This window comes from Devosia sp. LjRoot3, from assembly GCF_964252865.1.
Lineage (GTDB): Bacteria > Pseudomonadota > Alphaproteobacteria > Rhizobiales > Devosiaceae > Devosia.
This window is the reverse complement of sequence record NZ_CAXUPK020000007.1, coordinates 1-12,899: the sequence shown is the minus strand read 5'-3', so window position 1 is coordinate 12,899 and position 12,899 is coordinate 1. Positions and strand designations below refer to the sequence as shown.

The 12,899-nt window shown below is 58.6% G+C and carries 15 protein-coding genes; 10 read left to right on the top strand and 5 right to left on the bottom strand.

What is annotated here, in order from left to right:
* The first annotated feature begins 7 nt into the window (after positions 1 to 7).
* Complete coding sequence (locus tag ACSQ2A_RS20865; RefSeq protein ID WP_436073785.1) at positions 8 to 700, top strand: DUF421 domain-containing protein; 693 nt, start codon at positions 8 to 10, stop codon at positions 698 to 700.
* A 9-nt stretch (positions 701 to 709) separates the two neighbouring features.
* Here the strand turns inward: ACSQ2A_RS20865 and treZ are convergent, their stop codons facing one another.
* Together treZ and ACSQ2A_RS20855 are read right to left on the bottom strand one after the other, a co-directional pair.
* Positions 710 to 2,548, bottom strand: coding sequence for a malto-oligosyltrehalose trehalohydrolase (treZ, locus tag ACSQ2A_RS20860; RefSeq protein ID WP_436073784.1), 1,839 nt, complete (start codon positions 2,546 to 2,548; stop codon positions 710 to 712).
* A 12-nt stretch (positions 2,549 to 2,560) separates the two neighbouring features.
* Positions 2,561 to 3,232, bottom strand: a complete 672-nt coding sequence (locus ACSQ2A_RS20855; protein ID WP_436073783.1) for a DUF6766 family protein — start codon at positions 3,230 to 3,232, stop codon at positions 2,561 to 2,563.
* 147 nt (positions 3,233 to 3,379) lie between these two features.
* On the opposite strand from ACSQ2A_RS20855, the gene ACSQ2A_RS20850 reads away from it, so the two are divergent.
* The 3 genes from ACSQ2A_RS20850 (at position 3,380) to ACSQ2A_RS20840 (ending at position 5,414) form a co-directional block, all read left to right on the top strand.
* The gene (locus tag ACSQ2A_RS20850; protein WP_436073782.1) at positions 3,380 to 3,622 is read left to right on the top strand and encodes a DUF982 domain-containing protein; all 243 of its coding nucleotides are present in this window, start codon (positions 3,380 to 3,382) and stop codon (positions 3,620 to 3,622) included.
* 68 nt (positions 3,623 to 3,690) lie between these two features.
* Entirely contained in the window at positions 3,691 to 4,233 is a 543-nt protein-coding gene (locus ACSQ2A_RS20845; RefSeq protein ID WP_436073781.1) for an SRPBCC family protein, read from the top strand.
* Positions 4,233 to 5,414: a zinc-dependent alcohol dehydrogenase gene (locus tag ACSQ2A_RS20840; RefSeq protein ID WP_436073780.1), complete on the top strand. Its 1,182-nt coding sequence runs from the start codon at positions 4,233 to 4,235 to the stop codon at positions 5,412 to 5,414. Before ACSQ2A_RS20845 ends, ACSQ2A_RS20840 begins: the two co-directional genes overlap by 1 nt.
* 65 nt (positions 5,415 to 5,479) lie before the next feature.
* On the opposite strand, the gene ACSQ2A_RS20835 is transcribed toward ACSQ2A_RS20840, so the two are convergent.
* Positions 5,480 to 6,487, bottom strand: a complete 1,008-nt coding sequence (locus ACSQ2A_RS20835) for an SDR family oxidoreductase (protein ID WP_436073779.1) — start codon at positions 6,485 to 6,487, stop codon at positions 5,480 to 5,482.
* 278 nt (positions 6,488 to 6,765) lie between these two features.
* Here ACSQ2A_RS20835 and ACSQ2A_RS20830 point away from each other — a divergent pair, with 278 nt between their 5' ends.
* The gene (locus tag ACSQ2A_RS20830; protein WP_436073898.1) at positions 6,766 to 7,596 is read left to right on the top strand and encodes a Ku protein; all 831 of its coding nucleotides are present in this window, start codon (positions 6,766 to 6,768) and stop codon (positions 7,594 to 7,596) included.
* On the opposite strand, the gene ACSQ2A_RS20825 is transcribed toward ACSQ2A_RS20830, so the two are convergent.
* Together ACSQ2A_RS20825 and ACSQ2A_RS20820 are read right to left on the bottom strand one after the other, a co-directional pair.
* Positions 7,593 to 8,468, bottom strand: a complete 876-nt coding sequence (locus ACSQ2A_RS20825) for a Ku protein (protein WP_436073897.1) — start codon at positions 8,466 to 8,468, stop codon at positions 7,593 to 7,595. The genes ACSQ2A_RS20830 and ACSQ2A_RS20825 overlap by 4 nt on opposite strands.
* 399 nt (positions 8,469 to 8,867) lie before the next feature.
* A complete protein-coding gene (locus tag ACSQ2A_RS20820) occupies positions 8,868 to 8,999 on the bottom strand; it encodes a hypothetical protein (protein WP_436073778.1) in 132 nt (43 codons plus the stop codon).
* Positions 9,000 to 9,180: 181 nt separating this feature from the next.
* Between ACSQ2A_RS20820 and ACSQ2A_RS20815 the strand changes: the two genes are divergently transcribed.
* From ACSQ2A_RS20815 to ACSQ2A_RS20795, 5 genes are all read left to right on the top strand, one after another.
* Positions 9,181 to 9,801: a hypothetical protein gene (locus ACSQ2A_RS20815; RefSeq protein WP_436073777.1), complete on the top strand. Its 621-nt coding sequence runs from the start codon at positions 9,181 to 9,183 to the stop codon at positions 9,799 to 9,801.
* Positions 9,801 to 10,217 (top strand): phage holin family protein, encoded by a 417-nt coding sequence (locus ACSQ2A_RS20810; protein ID WP_436073776.1) that lies wholly within the window; start codon positions 9,801 to 9,803, stop codon positions 10,215 to 10,217. The genes ACSQ2A_RS20815 and ACSQ2A_RS20810 overlap by 1 nt, the downstream gene beginning before the upstream one ends.
* Positions 10,217 to 11,257 carry a DUF3618 domain-containing protein gene (locus ACSQ2A_RS20805; protein WP_436073775.1) on the top strand — a complete coding sequence of 347 codons (1,041 nt, stop codon included), beginning with the start codon at positions 10,217 to 10,219 and terminating at the stop codon, positions 11,255 to 11,257. Before ACSQ2A_RS20810 ends, ACSQ2A_RS20805 begins: the two co-directional genes overlap by 1 nt.
* 711 nt (positions 11,258 to 11,968) lie before the next feature.
* Entirely contained in the window at positions 11,969 to 12,217 is a 249-nt protein-coding gene (locus tag ACSQ2A_RS20800) for a hypothetical protein (RefSeq protein ID WP_436073774.1), read from the top strand.
* Positions 12,218 to 12,466: 249 nt separating this feature from the next.
* A partial coding sequence (locus tag ACSQ2A_RS20795) for a hypothetical protein (protein WP_436073773.1) occupies positions 12,467 to 12,899 on the top strand: 433 nt, incomplete at its 3' end.

Sequence of the window (12,899 nt, the reverse complement as noted above, 5' to 3'; positions counted from 1 at the left end):
GGCGAAAGTGGAAGGCATCGACTGGCAGCGCATGTTCGTCGGCGATGAGCCGCCGATCTTCCTCCTCGAAATCGTCATTCGAACGATCGTGATCTACTCCTACACCTTGATTTTGCTTCGACTGCTAGGCAGTCGCGCCATCGGGCAACTCTCGACGGTCGAATTCCTGCTGGTTATCGCTTTAGGTTCGGCGGTCGGCGACGCGATGTTCTATCCCGAAGTGCCACTTGTTCACAGCCTGCTGGTTGTCACCGTCGTTGTGGTCGCCAACAAGCTGATCGATCTCGGCATCGCCAGGAGCAAGTCAATCGAACACGTCATCGACGGCAAACCCGAACAGGCGGTCCTCAACGGCGTGGTATGCCTCCCCTTCCTCGACAGTAGCTCTTTGGGCACGAGCGAACTATTCCAGGAGCTGCGCGAGAAGGGTGTCCGGCAATTGGGCGAGGTCGAGCATGCAATCGTCGAAGCCGATGGAGTGCTAACGGTGTTCGAAGCTTTGCGCCCGAGACCAGGGTTGCCCATCGTACCGCCGTGGGAGATCGAGAGGCCCGCCGAGGTCGACCGCCGTTCCACTGATCAGTTTCTGAGTTGCATGCATTGCGGCCATACCTCGACCGACCGTTCAACTGACAAATGCACTCACTGCGGTCACGACCGGTGGGCGAAGGCCATCGTCACTGGTAGCGGGGAGCACTGACCCGTGGCGCTACAGCTCTACGGTCCAAAGGACCGTCCATGGTCCTAGGCGTGCCTCGTCGGCATAGCCTTGAAGGAACATCCTCCTGCCCCTTATGGCCTGAACTCCCTCCTGGGTTTCCTCGGAAAGGTTAGCGTAAAGGCGCAACGTCGACCCGTCGCCCATCACCCATGTCACCAGCACGGACTTTATCCCCAGCAGCTCGTATTTGCCCGCGAATCCGTTCTGACCCAAAAGGCGAGGAACGATTTCCATACGGCGGAGATCAATCAGGGAGCGATAGTGCTGCAGCCAGAACTTGTGCGGATCCTGTCTCAGGTTGGACCAATCGAGCTTGGCGGACGCAAAAGTCTTCGTACTTGTGGGGTCGACAGCCTCCTCGACGTTGGGCTTGTCGGGATCCGCATGCTCCGGGGCGCTCTTCAGCTCCTCCTGGCGCCCCTTACGAACGGTTTCCCGTAGTTCGACGGGCACGTCTGAGAAGAATGGGAATGGCCGCGAACTGGCCCATTCCTCGCCTTGGAATAGCATTGGGATCTGCGGAGACAATAGATATATGGCCGTCAGTGCCTTCACGGCATCGTCGTGGGCGATCCTGGTGATGCGGTCGCCTTTTACGCGGTTGCCCACTTGATCGTGGTCCTGCATGTAAACGACGAAGGCCGTCGCCGGCAGGCCTCCGCTCGGCTCGCCTCGCTCCATGCCTTCGTGCGGTTTCATCTCGCCTTGGTAAGCGAACCCCTCGGCTAATGCCCGGCCGAGCATGCCTGAACGCTCTTCGAAATTATCGAAGTCAGCATAGTATCCGGTATTCTCACCGGTAGCCGCGGCATGGAGAAGATGGTGGACGTCATCGTTCCACTGGGCCGTGTAGTGGACCGGCTCTGCGCCGCTATTACGCCGCAACCACACTTCCTGGTTATCTGAATTCTCGACGATTAAGTGCGTATGCCGATGGGGTCGAGATGCACGTAGCCGCGCCGAGAGGACTTCGAGGATGTGTGTCGGAGCATCATCGGCCATGGTGTGAACGGCATCGAACCGCAGCCCGTCGAAATTGAACTCGGTTGTCCAGTATAGAGCACTCTCGACAACGAGTTCGCGTACGACCTCAGCACCGGGGCCATCGAAGTTGATCGCCTCGCCCCATGGGCTCTCGTGCTTTTTCGTGAAGATCGGGGCGATGGCCGGCAGATAGTTTCCGTGCGGTCCGAAATGGTTGTAGACGACATCGAGAAACACCATCATCGAACGCCTGTGGGCGGCATCAATGAACGCCTTCAAGTCCTCTGGGCGTCCATAGTTGGCTGACGGAGCGAACCACATTGCGCCGTCGTAACCCCAGTTGAATTTGCCGAAGAACTCGGCGACCGGCATGAGCTGAACGGCCGTTACACCCAGGTTGACCAAATGGTCCAACCTTGAGGCGGCTGCGGCGAACGTCCCCTCCTCAGTGAACGTCCCGACATGGAGTTCGTAGATGATCGCTTCTTCCCATGGTCGGCCCTTCCAGTCCCGGTCGGTCCACACGAAGGTTCGCGGGTCGATGACTTCGCTGAACCCATGAATGCCCTCGGGCTGGTGCCTTGAGGTCGGGTCGGGGATGGCTGTTCCATCCGGGAGAACGTACTTGTAGAGCGTTCCCGCTCCGACGCCCTCGACGTCGACCCGGTGCCAGCCGTCACCGACGGCATCTAGGTCGATCAGAGAGCGCTGTCCTTTCAGCTTGAGCTTCATGCTCTTGCATTTTGGCGCCCAGATCTTGAAGCGGGTGCTGCCGTTTCGGACTTCTGCGCCGAAACGCATTTTGTGGCTGCGGAGAATGGTGTCGGGAGTGGGCCGCTGCATGTGGAAACTCTACTAGTGACCTGTTTTGGAGTGAGGATCGGCCACGGCCTTCGATTCAGGCGAACCGCGATGGCGAAGGAATATCGAAAGGACGACGAGCACCGCGGTCGAGAGAAATTCGGACTGCCAGTTCTGGAACGACTCGAACCACAACGTAGGATTCCCAAGGTATTCGAGAGCCGACTGGGCCACCCCGCCATGCATCAGGGCATGCTCGTTGGCTGCCGCGGTGCTTTGCAGCCAATGCAGCACGAATGACGCAGCAAAGAGCGCCAGAAGAGCTATGCCGAGCGAATAGGAATAGAGGAAGGACCAGAGCCCACCCGCCCTGACGGGCCACGGCGTGTCCTTACTCCGACGTTGTTTATCTGGGGTGGCATCCTCTGGATTGTCCTTGTCCGGGTCCTTGGATTCCGATGAGCCCCGCTGAAACAAGAAGGCCGTCATGATCACATAAGCGGACATCTGGAGGAATTCGCTCTCCCAATTCTCGAACAGTGCGGACTGGAAGGACGGGCTCAGGAAGTAGTCGATGACGCTGAGCGGGGGCTGCCCGTGATCGGCGAGCGCTGCGTTGTGGTCGAGCCAGCCGGACCACACCATGCCAAGCAAACAGACGGCAAATACGCCGACGAGAGCAATCGTTAGCCCGTTGTCGCGAAAGAACGAACCGGCTTTCGACATGGGACCTCCGGAATGGGAAAGGTGGGCAGGCTCCGTTCAATGGCTTCCTCTCCAAAGCGTTCCGTCGCGCAACTGGTTTCGCATGCCTACCCCATGCAACCTCCAAGTGGCTTGGCCATTGCAGGCGGACCGCACTTAGGAGGCACCATGCTTGACACGCCACATCTATGGGGTCGTCCGTTGACCATTGCTCTCGATGGGCAAACCCGCATCATTTCGGGACCTGCCGAAGCGAGGAGAATATTGCTGCTCGAGTGGCCGGTTGATCCTACCGACAAGCACAAGGCTGCCAGCGATACATGTCGCGCCGCGATGGAAGGAGCAGCAGCGGAACCTTCCTGGGTCGCCTTCATGGAGGTTGCGATCGAAGCCGGCATTTTCGTCGAGTGAAAACACTCGGCAACCACCGCCTCCTCAAACCATTGGTCGCGCGATTGTAGAACCATCAGGAGGAACGGATGAGCGACGAGCCGAAGGACGATGCGCCCAAACGGGCAGAGCGCGACGACCGGGACGGGCACCTTGCGATCGTTGGTAAAAGCGTGACGATCAACCGGCCCCGTGCCGAACTGTTTGCCTATTGGCGGGACTTCGCCAATCTCCCGACCTTCATGAATGCCATTGAGAGAGTCGACCTTCAGGGTGAGACGCGCTCGAGCTGGACGATAAAGGCGCCGGCGGGACAGCAGGTTAAGATCGAGACAGAGCTCGTCGATGTGATCGAAAACGAGGCCATAGGCTGGCGCTCGGTGGATGGCTCGCAAATCCGGACAAACGGCAAGGTCACCTTTGAGGATGCACCTGCCGATCGAGGGACGATTGTCACGGCCGAGATTGGCTATGAGCCGCCGGGCGGTGATTTGGGGCGCCTGATAGCCAAGCTTTTTCAGGCCGAACCGAATGTCCAGGCTCGCCACGAGCTCAAGCGCTTCAAGATGCTGATGGAAACCGGCGAGATCGCCACCGGCGCCAACCACAAGTCCAACGACGGAGAGCAGTGATGCGCGCACTAACCTGGCACGGGAACAACGATGTCCGCGTTGACACCCATCCCGATCCCGACATCATCAATCCCCGGGACGCCATCATCAAGGTGACCTCCACTGCCATCTGCGGCTCGGACCTTCACCTCTATGACGGAGTCATTCCCGGCATGAAATCGGGCGACATCCTGGGCCATGAGTTCATGGGCGAGGTCGTCGAGGTGGGGCCGAAGAGCACGCTGAAAAAGGGGCAGCGCGTTGTCGTACCCTTCACCATTTCCTGCGGCCAATGCTACCACTGCCAAAAGCTGCAGTATTCGGCCTGCGACAACAGCAATCCGGTCGAGAAGCAGGACGCCTCCGAAATGCTCTATGGCCATGCTATGGGCGGGGCCTTCGGCTATTCACACCTGACGGGCGGCTATGCCGGAGGACAGGCGGAATATGTCCGGGTTCCTTTTTCCGACGTTGGCCCCATCGTTATTCCCGATGGCATGCAAGACGACGAGGTTCTGTTTCTCTCAGATATCCTGCCAACCGGCTGGATGGCTGCGGAGAACGCCCAGATCGAGCCGGGCGACACGGTTGCGGTTTGGGGCGCGGGACCCGTAGGGCACTTCGCGGTCCAGAGCGCCGTCCTCATGGGCGCGGAGCAAGTGATCTGTATCGACCACCATCCACACAGACTTGAGCTGGCGCAGAAGTTTGGCGCGAAAATCATAAACTTCGAGGAGACCCATGTGCGCGAAGCGCTCATGGAAATGACCGGTGGGATTGGTCCTGACGCGGTGATCGATGCCGTGGGAATGGAGGCGCACGGTTTCGTCGTTGACAATGTTCTTGATCTCGTCAAACAGAAGATTGCGCCCGGAGCCGACAGGGGTCATGCGCTGCGTCAGGCGCTGCTCGCCTGCCGCAAGGGTGGGCGGGTTTCTGTCCCCGGCGTCTATGGTGGCATGCTCGACAAATGGCCGCTCGGGGCAATGATGGAGAAAGGTCTCACCATCAAATCCGGCCAGACCCACGTGCAGAAATATACCAAGGACCTGCTGCGGCGCATTCAAGAGGGCGAGATCGACACCACTTTCCTTATCAGCCATCGCCTCACCCTGGAGGAGGCGCCTCAGGGCTACAAGAATTTCCACGACAAGCAGAATGAATGGACCAAGGTGGTCCTGAAGCCGGGCGGACTGCGCTAGGCACGACAGGGCTTGCATGACGAAGGCCGCCGTCTGCGGACGGCGGCCTTGGCTACGGCATTCTCCTAGCGGCGGCTCCAGCGCTCCGCGCCGATAGCGGCGGCGGCGCCGATCAGCAATGCCGCGCCCAGTGTGAGCACGGTATTGGTCTGCACCGCAGTCGTTAGGCTGAAGCCGCGACCGCGACCGAAGCGCGAACGCTCATGGCCCTCCTCCGGCACGACGTAGAGGCTTTCGTCTTCGGGCATGTGGCCATAGTCGATCAGCTTGTCATAGCCCCAGGATTTCTGCTGGCCTTCGATAGCAGCCGGAGCGAGGGCGCCAAGCGGACCGCCAATGGCTGCAGTGGCGCCGACGGCAATGTCGCGCTGGCGATGTTCAGCGGCATAGAGAATCGCCTCGGCCACCACCTCCGGCGCGTAGTTCGGGCCCGGCGCCTTGCCCATACCTCCTAGATTGGTCTTGGCGTGGTCGAAAAAGGGCGTATCGATGGCGCTTGGCTTGATTAGGGTGACCGAGATAGGCAGGGCTTTCTGCATTAATTCTACCCGCAGCCCGTCGGTAAAGCCCTTGATGGCGTGCTTGCTCGCCGAGTAGGCGACCGACAGAATCTGGGGAATGTCGGACACGACCGATCCAAGGTTGATGAGGGCGCTTGGCCTGTTTTCTTCCCGAAAGTGGCGTACGGCCGCCAGCGACCCGTAGACGAGGCCGAAATAATTGACCTCGAAGATGCGATGGTGATCTGCGCTGGTGGTGTCTTCGGCTGTGCTGATGAGCCCCACACCGGCGTCGTTGACCCAGGTGTGGAAGCCGCCGAAGCGCTCGACGGCGAACCGCGCCAACGCTTCGACCTGCTCCTCAAAGCTCACATCGGTCGCAATGGCGGCGGCAGAGCCGCCTTCCCGCTCGATTTCTTCGACGATCCGGGCGAGCGCAGCCCCATCTCGAGCCGCGAGAACTACATTTGCCCCGCGCTCGGCCGCCAGACGGGCCGTTGCGAGGCCGATGCCCGAGCTGGCACCAGTGATTACGATCGTCTGTTCGGAGAGGGGCGAGAGATGGAAGGACATCGGCAACTCCTAAGCTTGCCTGGTCCAACGGTGTCTTGTGGCGCCGGTTGCACGAACTGTCCGAGCAGACGGTAGAGCCTGAGGACGCCGATTGGCATACCCTTAAACAGAGCCACGCACCGGACCGCAGGAAGTTTCTGCCTTGCCGTTGGTCCAACAGCCTGATTGTGAACCGGCGCAGCGGTGCATCCGCGATCTTAGCCCCCTCAACAGCGGAAACACTCCGGGAACAGCTGCTCGTATCAAAGCGTTGCAACCGCAACCAACTGGAGGCGAAAATGGCAGTGCGACCTTACTGGAGAGGCTACCTCAAGCTCTCGCTTGTCAATTGCCCCGTCACCCTCTCCCCGGTGACGACAGATGGTGAGAAGCTCAAATTCCACACCATCAATCGAACCACCAATCACCGCATAACGACGCGCTATGTGGACGCTGTCTCCGGCAAGGTGGTCGACAAAGATGATCAGGCTAAGGGCTACCCGAAGGCTGAGGACGATTACGTCATAATAGATGATGACGAACTCGACGAGGTGAAGCTTGAAAGCGTCCGCACGATCGACATCGACGAATTCGCTCCATCGGACTCCGTCGAGTGGACATATTTTGACAGCCCCTATTTTGTCACGCCCTCCGATCAGGTCGGCGAGGAGGCTTTCATCGTCATTCGACAGGCAATGCAGGACGCCGATGTCGTTGGCATCGCGCGGCTCGTGATCAATGGCCGCGAGCGCGCGGTGATGCTCCAGCCCTGGAACGAGGGCATTGTCCTCTGGACCCTGCGCTTTGGCGACGAGATTCGGGACGAAAACGAGTATTGGAATGAGGTGGACGACAGGCCAGTCGACAAGAAGATGCTGGCCATGGTGGAACAACTGATTGAGGACCGAACCACAACTTGGTCGGATGACATGGTGGAGGATCCTGTGCAGGATCGCCTCCTCGACATGATCAAACAAAAGCAGCACTCTAAAAAGAAAAAGGCTCCCTCGAAAGCTGTTGATGAAGGAGACGTCGAACAGCCCAATAACGTAATCGACCTAATGGCCGCCCTCAAAAAGAGCCTTGAGAGCAAGCCGGACGAGGCACCGAAAAAGAAATCCCGGCGCTAGCTCGCCTTCCGCCGAGGAGGCGCGCGCTTGGGCGCGACCTCTTCCGTCTTCTTTGTCCCAACCTTCTTGCCCCGCGATTTCGCCGCTGGCTTATCATCCTTGCTACCAGCGCTAAGGCGGAGCGCCTCAAGCAGATCGTTTGGCTTGGTGGTTTCCGGACGCTTGAACGGAATGATCTTGCGGCCTTCGATCTTTGCCTTCACCAGTTCAGCCAAGGCATCCTCGTAGCGATCCTCGAACTTGCCGGGGTCGAATTCCCCGGCTTTGGTCTTGAGAATATGCTGCGCCAGCTCAAGCATTTCGTCGGCGATCTTGAGCTTGGGAATATCCTTGAACGCCTGCTTGGAGGAACGAACCTCGTAGTCGAAGTTCAACGTCGTCGCGATCAACCCCTTGCGATGCGCCCGAATAAGTACCGGACGAAGTCGGCGGAACAGCACTGTATAGGCAATCGCGGCCGCCTTCTTTTGTCGCAACGCCTCCCTGATCAGAACGAACGCCTCCTCCCCCACATCGTTGGCCGGCAGCAAATAGTAGGGCTTGTCGAAATAGGTCGTTTCGATCTGGCTGCAGGTGATGAAATGATCGACCTCGAGCACCTTGTCGCTGTCGGGTACCGCGGCGCTGATTTCTTCGGGCTCTAGAATTACATAGGAGCCGTCATGGGTCTCGTAGCCCTTGACTTGATCATCCTTTTCGACCGGCTTTTCCGTCTTGTCGTCCACGTAGATCCGCTTCAGCCGGTTGCCGCTCTTGGCGTTGACCATGTGCAAGGAGATGCGCTCTGATGTAGTGGCTGCCGTGTAGAGCTTTACTGGGCAAACGAGTTCCGCGATCTTGATGACACCCGTCCAAACGGCACGTGCAGCCATGGTTAAGTCCTCCGATACCGAAATCGGAGAACGTGCCGGACTAGCAACCGTTCCTGGGCTGCCCCCCCAAAGCTCATTCCTGCATTTGATCTTGGCAGTCGGGTCATATTTCATTGCCACAGATGATGGGATCGCATCGGTTGCCATGGATGGACGACGTACCGAACACTGTTGATCTGCTTCGCGGAACAGGTGTCGCCACCGCCGGCCGGGCGGGAGCGGGCAATTCCCTGGCCGTTTGGGTGTCATGGCCTCGCGGCACATCGACTGGCTGGCCAACTGCGGGCTTTCCAAAACCAAATGAGGAGCGGAGCATTAATTGCGAGCGACTAGCGCACACGCCAAGCTGACAAAAAGGTGGCTGCGCGCCCAACCTCGGACGCCCCGCCGCATCTCCCGTCAAGCGTTGGTGATAGAAGGTAGCACGGCGGAAAGAGCAGTCCAGGTCAGCAATCCGAGCAATACCACCATCGTGACGATCCAGACGATGGACGCAATGGTCGCGCTCTTGCTGATCCGTTGCTGTTTCATCCACTCTCCAAAAGCCTGAACATACAATCGAGATGCTGACGGACCGATTACAACTCCAATCAGCAAAGCTTTGATTTCAAAAGTGATCGTACTCTCCGCTCGGACAAGGGAACGGCGCGGCCCGGGTGCCATTGTGCCTCTCAAGCGGCAGATGGCCGCCATTAATCTGGAGGAGGCTGCGATGAACAACGATCCAAACGGTCACGAACCTAGCTCGGGATCGGCGAACCTTCCCGAACGCGCTGGAGAAGACCTCAAGGAAGTCACAACGCGGGCAAAGGAAGATCTGGACGCCATTACACGAAAAGCCGCATCAGATGCCCGCGATTTGGGTAGTCAGGCCCAGGAAAAGATCGGAGAGGCAACCGAAAAGGCCAAGTCTTTTGCGGGCAGCCAGAAAGATTTGGCTGCTAGTCAGATCAATGGCGTCGCCGATGCGATTTCGAAAGTTGCCGACGAACTTGCTGGGTCCAATCAGGCAACCGTCGGCAGCTACGCTCGAGACCTGGCAAAGGGCCTATCGAATTTCGGCAAACAGGTCGAAACACGCGATGTCGATGAGCTTCTCGAAACGGCTCAAGATTTCGGCCGCAATCAACCTGTCGCCTTCCTCGGCCTTGCGGCTCTGGCTGGCTTTGCCGCCAGTCGCTTTGCCTTAGCCTCGAGCCATCGGCGTGGAACGCAAGCCACGGCGAGAGAAACCAACTCATATCCGGGAAGCTATCAGTCGGATGTTGAAGTGTCCGCTGGCGGGAATGTCCAGAACACCCAGAACCTGAATAACCAGTCGGGAGGCTTGTGATGTCGCAGCCCCCTGATGGCAGACCCCTCCCCGAACTCATCGGCGGCCTCGTCGGCGATCTTTCCAACCTTTTCCGCAAGGAAATACAGCTTGCCAAGACCGAAGCATCCGAGAAGGTCTCCGAAGTCGGCGGCGCTGCCGGCTCGGTCGCCGTTGGCGGGATATTGTTGCTGGGCGCGCTAGGGGTGTTTCTCGCCGCCATCGTCTCCCTTCTCGCCGCTTGGTTGGTCAATACCGGCATGAATCCAACCTTGGCAAATGCGCTCGCGGCATTTCTCATTACCGTCGTTGTGGGGATGGTGGGGTGGACGACCCTGTCGAAGGGTCTCAACACGCTCAAAGCGAGCAACCTTAGCATGAACCGTACTGCGACCTCGCTGGGCCGCGACGCCAATGTCGTAAAGGAGAGGCTGTGATGGCCTACGATCGCGAACACAAGACCGCCGAAGAGCTGCAACGAGAAGTCGAGATGCAACGCGACAAGGTGGAAAGCACCATCGACGAGATTCAGGCAAAGTTGTCCCCGGGTCAGTTGGTCGACGAGCTGCTCGCTTACACCAAGGGCGGCGGAGGGGAATTCGTTTCTACCCTGCAGCGGCAGGTTACTGCCAATCCCTTGCCCGTTGCGCTTCTGGGCGTAAGTCTCGCCTGGCTCATGGCAAAGCCCCAGGACAATGGCCCTAAGCGAACGTCAGATCAGGCATGGGATGACAGCATCAACCGTAACCGAGGCTACGGGCTGGACAATGAAGAATATGGGGACCACCCCGTGACGGTCATAACTGGTAGCAGCCTCCAGCGCAGAACGCGGGCCAGCGACGCTCATGGCCGTAGTGTCTCCGAGTTTGCCGATGAAGCGGGACGAACCTTCAAGGCGCTGACCGACGAAAGCGGTAGACGAGCCGGTCATTTCGTCGATGAGTCCGGAGCTCGGTTTAAAGGCTTCACGACGGCAACGGGAGAACAGGTCCAGCAATTCCAGGACGAGGCCGGCAACCTGATTGAAGGGGCTGCGGACTGGGCATCCCACACTTGGCAAAAAGCCCGCGAGAAGCTGCACGATCTGCGGGATACAGCCGGCGCCCAGGCCAGCGCCGGACGCGCGAGTGCTCAAGACGCGGCCGGATCCGTCAAAGCGCAGCTGGATACCCTAAACCAATCGATCCTTCACCAGTTTAGAGACCAGCCCCTAGTTGGAGGCGCCCTCGCCTTCGCGCTCGGCGCAGCCTTGGGCTCAGCGCTTCCCCATACGCCCCAGGAAGACTCGTTGCTTGGGGACGCGGCGGACGCAGTCAAAACCAAAGCAGGCGAGATCGCCTCTGGCGCTTATGAGCGGGGTAAGGAAAGGGCTTCCGAGGTCTATGAGAGCGCCGCTGAAAAAGCAGTTGACCTCTACCAGGAGGCAAAGGATGGCTTTTCTGGAAGCCTGCAGAACTCAACAGATCAATCGAGGTAGCCCTCCGCATTGAGCTCTTGGGGAGGCTAACCGCCTCCCCAACTAATTTTGAGGGCAGGATGGCGGTAAGCAGGACACTTTCCAAGACGGGCGGGGCCGAGTGTCGTTACTGAATTAATGACTCATCGGTCTCCTGCGTGTCACATAGTCTCCGCGTTGGCGGGAGTGCTCGTAGAACTTAAATTAGATCCGTCTCACTTCTTTGAAGCCACATCACGTGTTGATATCTACGTCCGCTTTGCGGGGCTGGCGGTCGGTGGCGGCCCCGCGTGCGCTAATGGCAGTGGGTCAACAGCGGCGAGAAATAGCTACTTCCGCGGTTCGCGAGATATTCCCAGGCGGTCAGCCTCCTGACCTGCGGCCCAGAGAGCCGCGATACGGCTATCGAAAGGCCCCAGTTGGCTCCGCGATGTTCGCTGATAGATGTGCACGTAGTGCTCATCTTTCACCGAACCAATGCATATGCATGGGGGCATCATGTTGTCTTGCATCCGAGCGTTCTCCCGCAGGAATTACACGCCGACGCGAGATCGAAGGCAAATCAATTGCTCCGCGCAGGTTGGCAACCGTGAGATGGATAAAGGTGCGGAGTGAAGTGAGCCCAATGGCTAAAATTGTAGCTTCCGCCGGAACTTTCCGTTGGCGTTCGACGTGCAAGCTCACCAGATGGAATCGACTGGCTCTATTGATTGCCGACTAAGGAAGTCGCTGATGTTGCTGCGCGGCTGGCGCTGGATGTCGCTTGTGTCCACGCAGCGCGAAGAGGCGATCGGCATTCTGGGCAAAGAGGCGAAATTTCTTGTCCAGTTGGGGCCAAAGCATCCTGAACACGCAAAGCAAATAGGCAGGCTGATCGTCGCGTATCAGCGGCTCATTTCAGCAATGAAGGAAAGCGCATGCCCGAAGGCTGCTGAAGAAACGGATTCGATGCCGCTTCGACGCGCCGATTCGATCAGCTAGCCCCTCGGACCCACGAAGGCACGTGGCGGACGTGTGCAATGGCACGAGAAATCGCGCGGCTTTTGGGAAGTATGGTTTCGTCGCGGACAGCCGAAACGAGCTGTGCGCTAGACCGGCACCAGTGGGGTGGGGAGCTGACCGGCAGCTTTCGGCCAAACGGCTACGAAAGCTGACCCGTAAGATCTCATTGCATAATGTTGCGTAGAGGTTGAGTGTACTCCTCTTCTCGGTAGCATGGGTGGGGACGCCATGGCTCTGTTCGTAGTTGCGCTGGTTTTCTGCTTTTATTCGCTTGGTGCGAACGCCGTTGAAGGCTTGATCAATTACCCCTCCTGGAAACTTATTCCGGAGGCGTCGTTTCGAGCCTACCATAAGCACCTCGATCGGAGTGTTCCCATTTGGGTTGTGCTCCCTACGCTGGTATACACGGTGGCGACGGCCCTTCTCATCTTTCTTGGGCCGGATGGCCTTCCGAAACCACTCGTTGTTACGGCCCTGGTGCTTCAACTTGTAGGATGGGCGACGTCGTTAGCGATCGCCATTCCCATCCAGATCAGTTTAAGCAAAAATGGCTGGTCAGCAACCAAGGTCGCCAGACTGATGCTTACCGACAGATTGTTCAGGCAACTACCGGCGCTGCTATCTGCATGCATTTATGTTGCGCTGCTTTGGCGTTTGCTAA

Bases quoted from the DNA above. Each gene is read 5' to 3' on its own strand.
- treZ (WP_436073784.1), bottom strand. From the start codon at position 2,548: ATGCAGCGGCCCACTCCCGACACCATTCTCCGCAGCCACAAAATGCGT.
- ACSQ2A_RS20830 (WP_436073898.1), top strand. From the start codon at position 6,766: ATGGCAGTGCGACCTTACTGGAGAGGCTACCTCAAGCTCTCGCTTGTC.
- ACSQ2A_RS20855 (WP_436073783.1), bottom strand. From the start codon at position 3,232: ATGTCGAAAGCCGGTTCGTTCTTTCGCGACAACGGGCTAACGATTGCT.
- ACSQ2A_RS20845 (WP_436073781.1), top strand. From the start codon at position 3,691: ATGAGCGACGAGCCGAAGGACGATGCGCCCAAACGGGCAGAGCGCGAC.
- ACSQ2A_RS20800 (WP_436073774.1), top strand. From the start codon at position 11,969: ATGTTGCTGCGCGGCTGGCGCTGGATGTCGCTTGTGTCCACGCAGCGC.
- ACSQ2A_RS20835 (WP_436073779.1), bottom strand. From the start codon at position 6,487: ATGTCCTTCCATCTCTCGCCCCTCTCCGAACAGACGATCGTAATCACT.
- ACSQ2A_RS20820 (WP_436073778.1), bottom strand. From the start codon at position 8,999: ATGAAACAGCAACGGATCAGCAAGAGCGCGACCATTGCGTCCATCGTC.
- ACSQ2A_RS20805 (WP_436073775.1), top strand. From the start codon at position 10,217: ATGGCCTACGATCGCGAACACAAGACCGCCGAAGAGCTGCAACGAGAA.
- ACSQ2A_RS20810 (WP_436073776.1), top strand. From the start codon at position 9,801: ATGTCGCAGCCCCCTGATGGCAGACCCCTCCCCGAACTCATCGGCGGC.
- ACSQ2A_RS20850 (WP_436073782.1), top strand. From the start codon at position 3,380: ATGCTTGACACGCCACATCTATGGGGTCGTCCGTTGACCATTGCTCTC.
- ACSQ2A_RS20840 (WP_436073780.1), top strand. From the start codon at position 4,233: ATGCGCGCACTAACCTGGCACGGGAACAACGATGTCCGCGTTGACACC.
- ACSQ2A_RS20825 (WP_436073897.1), bottom strand. From the start codon at position 8,468: ATGGCTGCACGTGCCGTTTGGACGGGTGTCATCAAGATCGCGGAACTC.
- ACSQ2A_RS20815 (WP_436073777.1), top strand. From the start codon at position 9,181: ATGAACAACGATCCAAACGGTCACGAACCTAGCTCGGGATCGGCGAAC.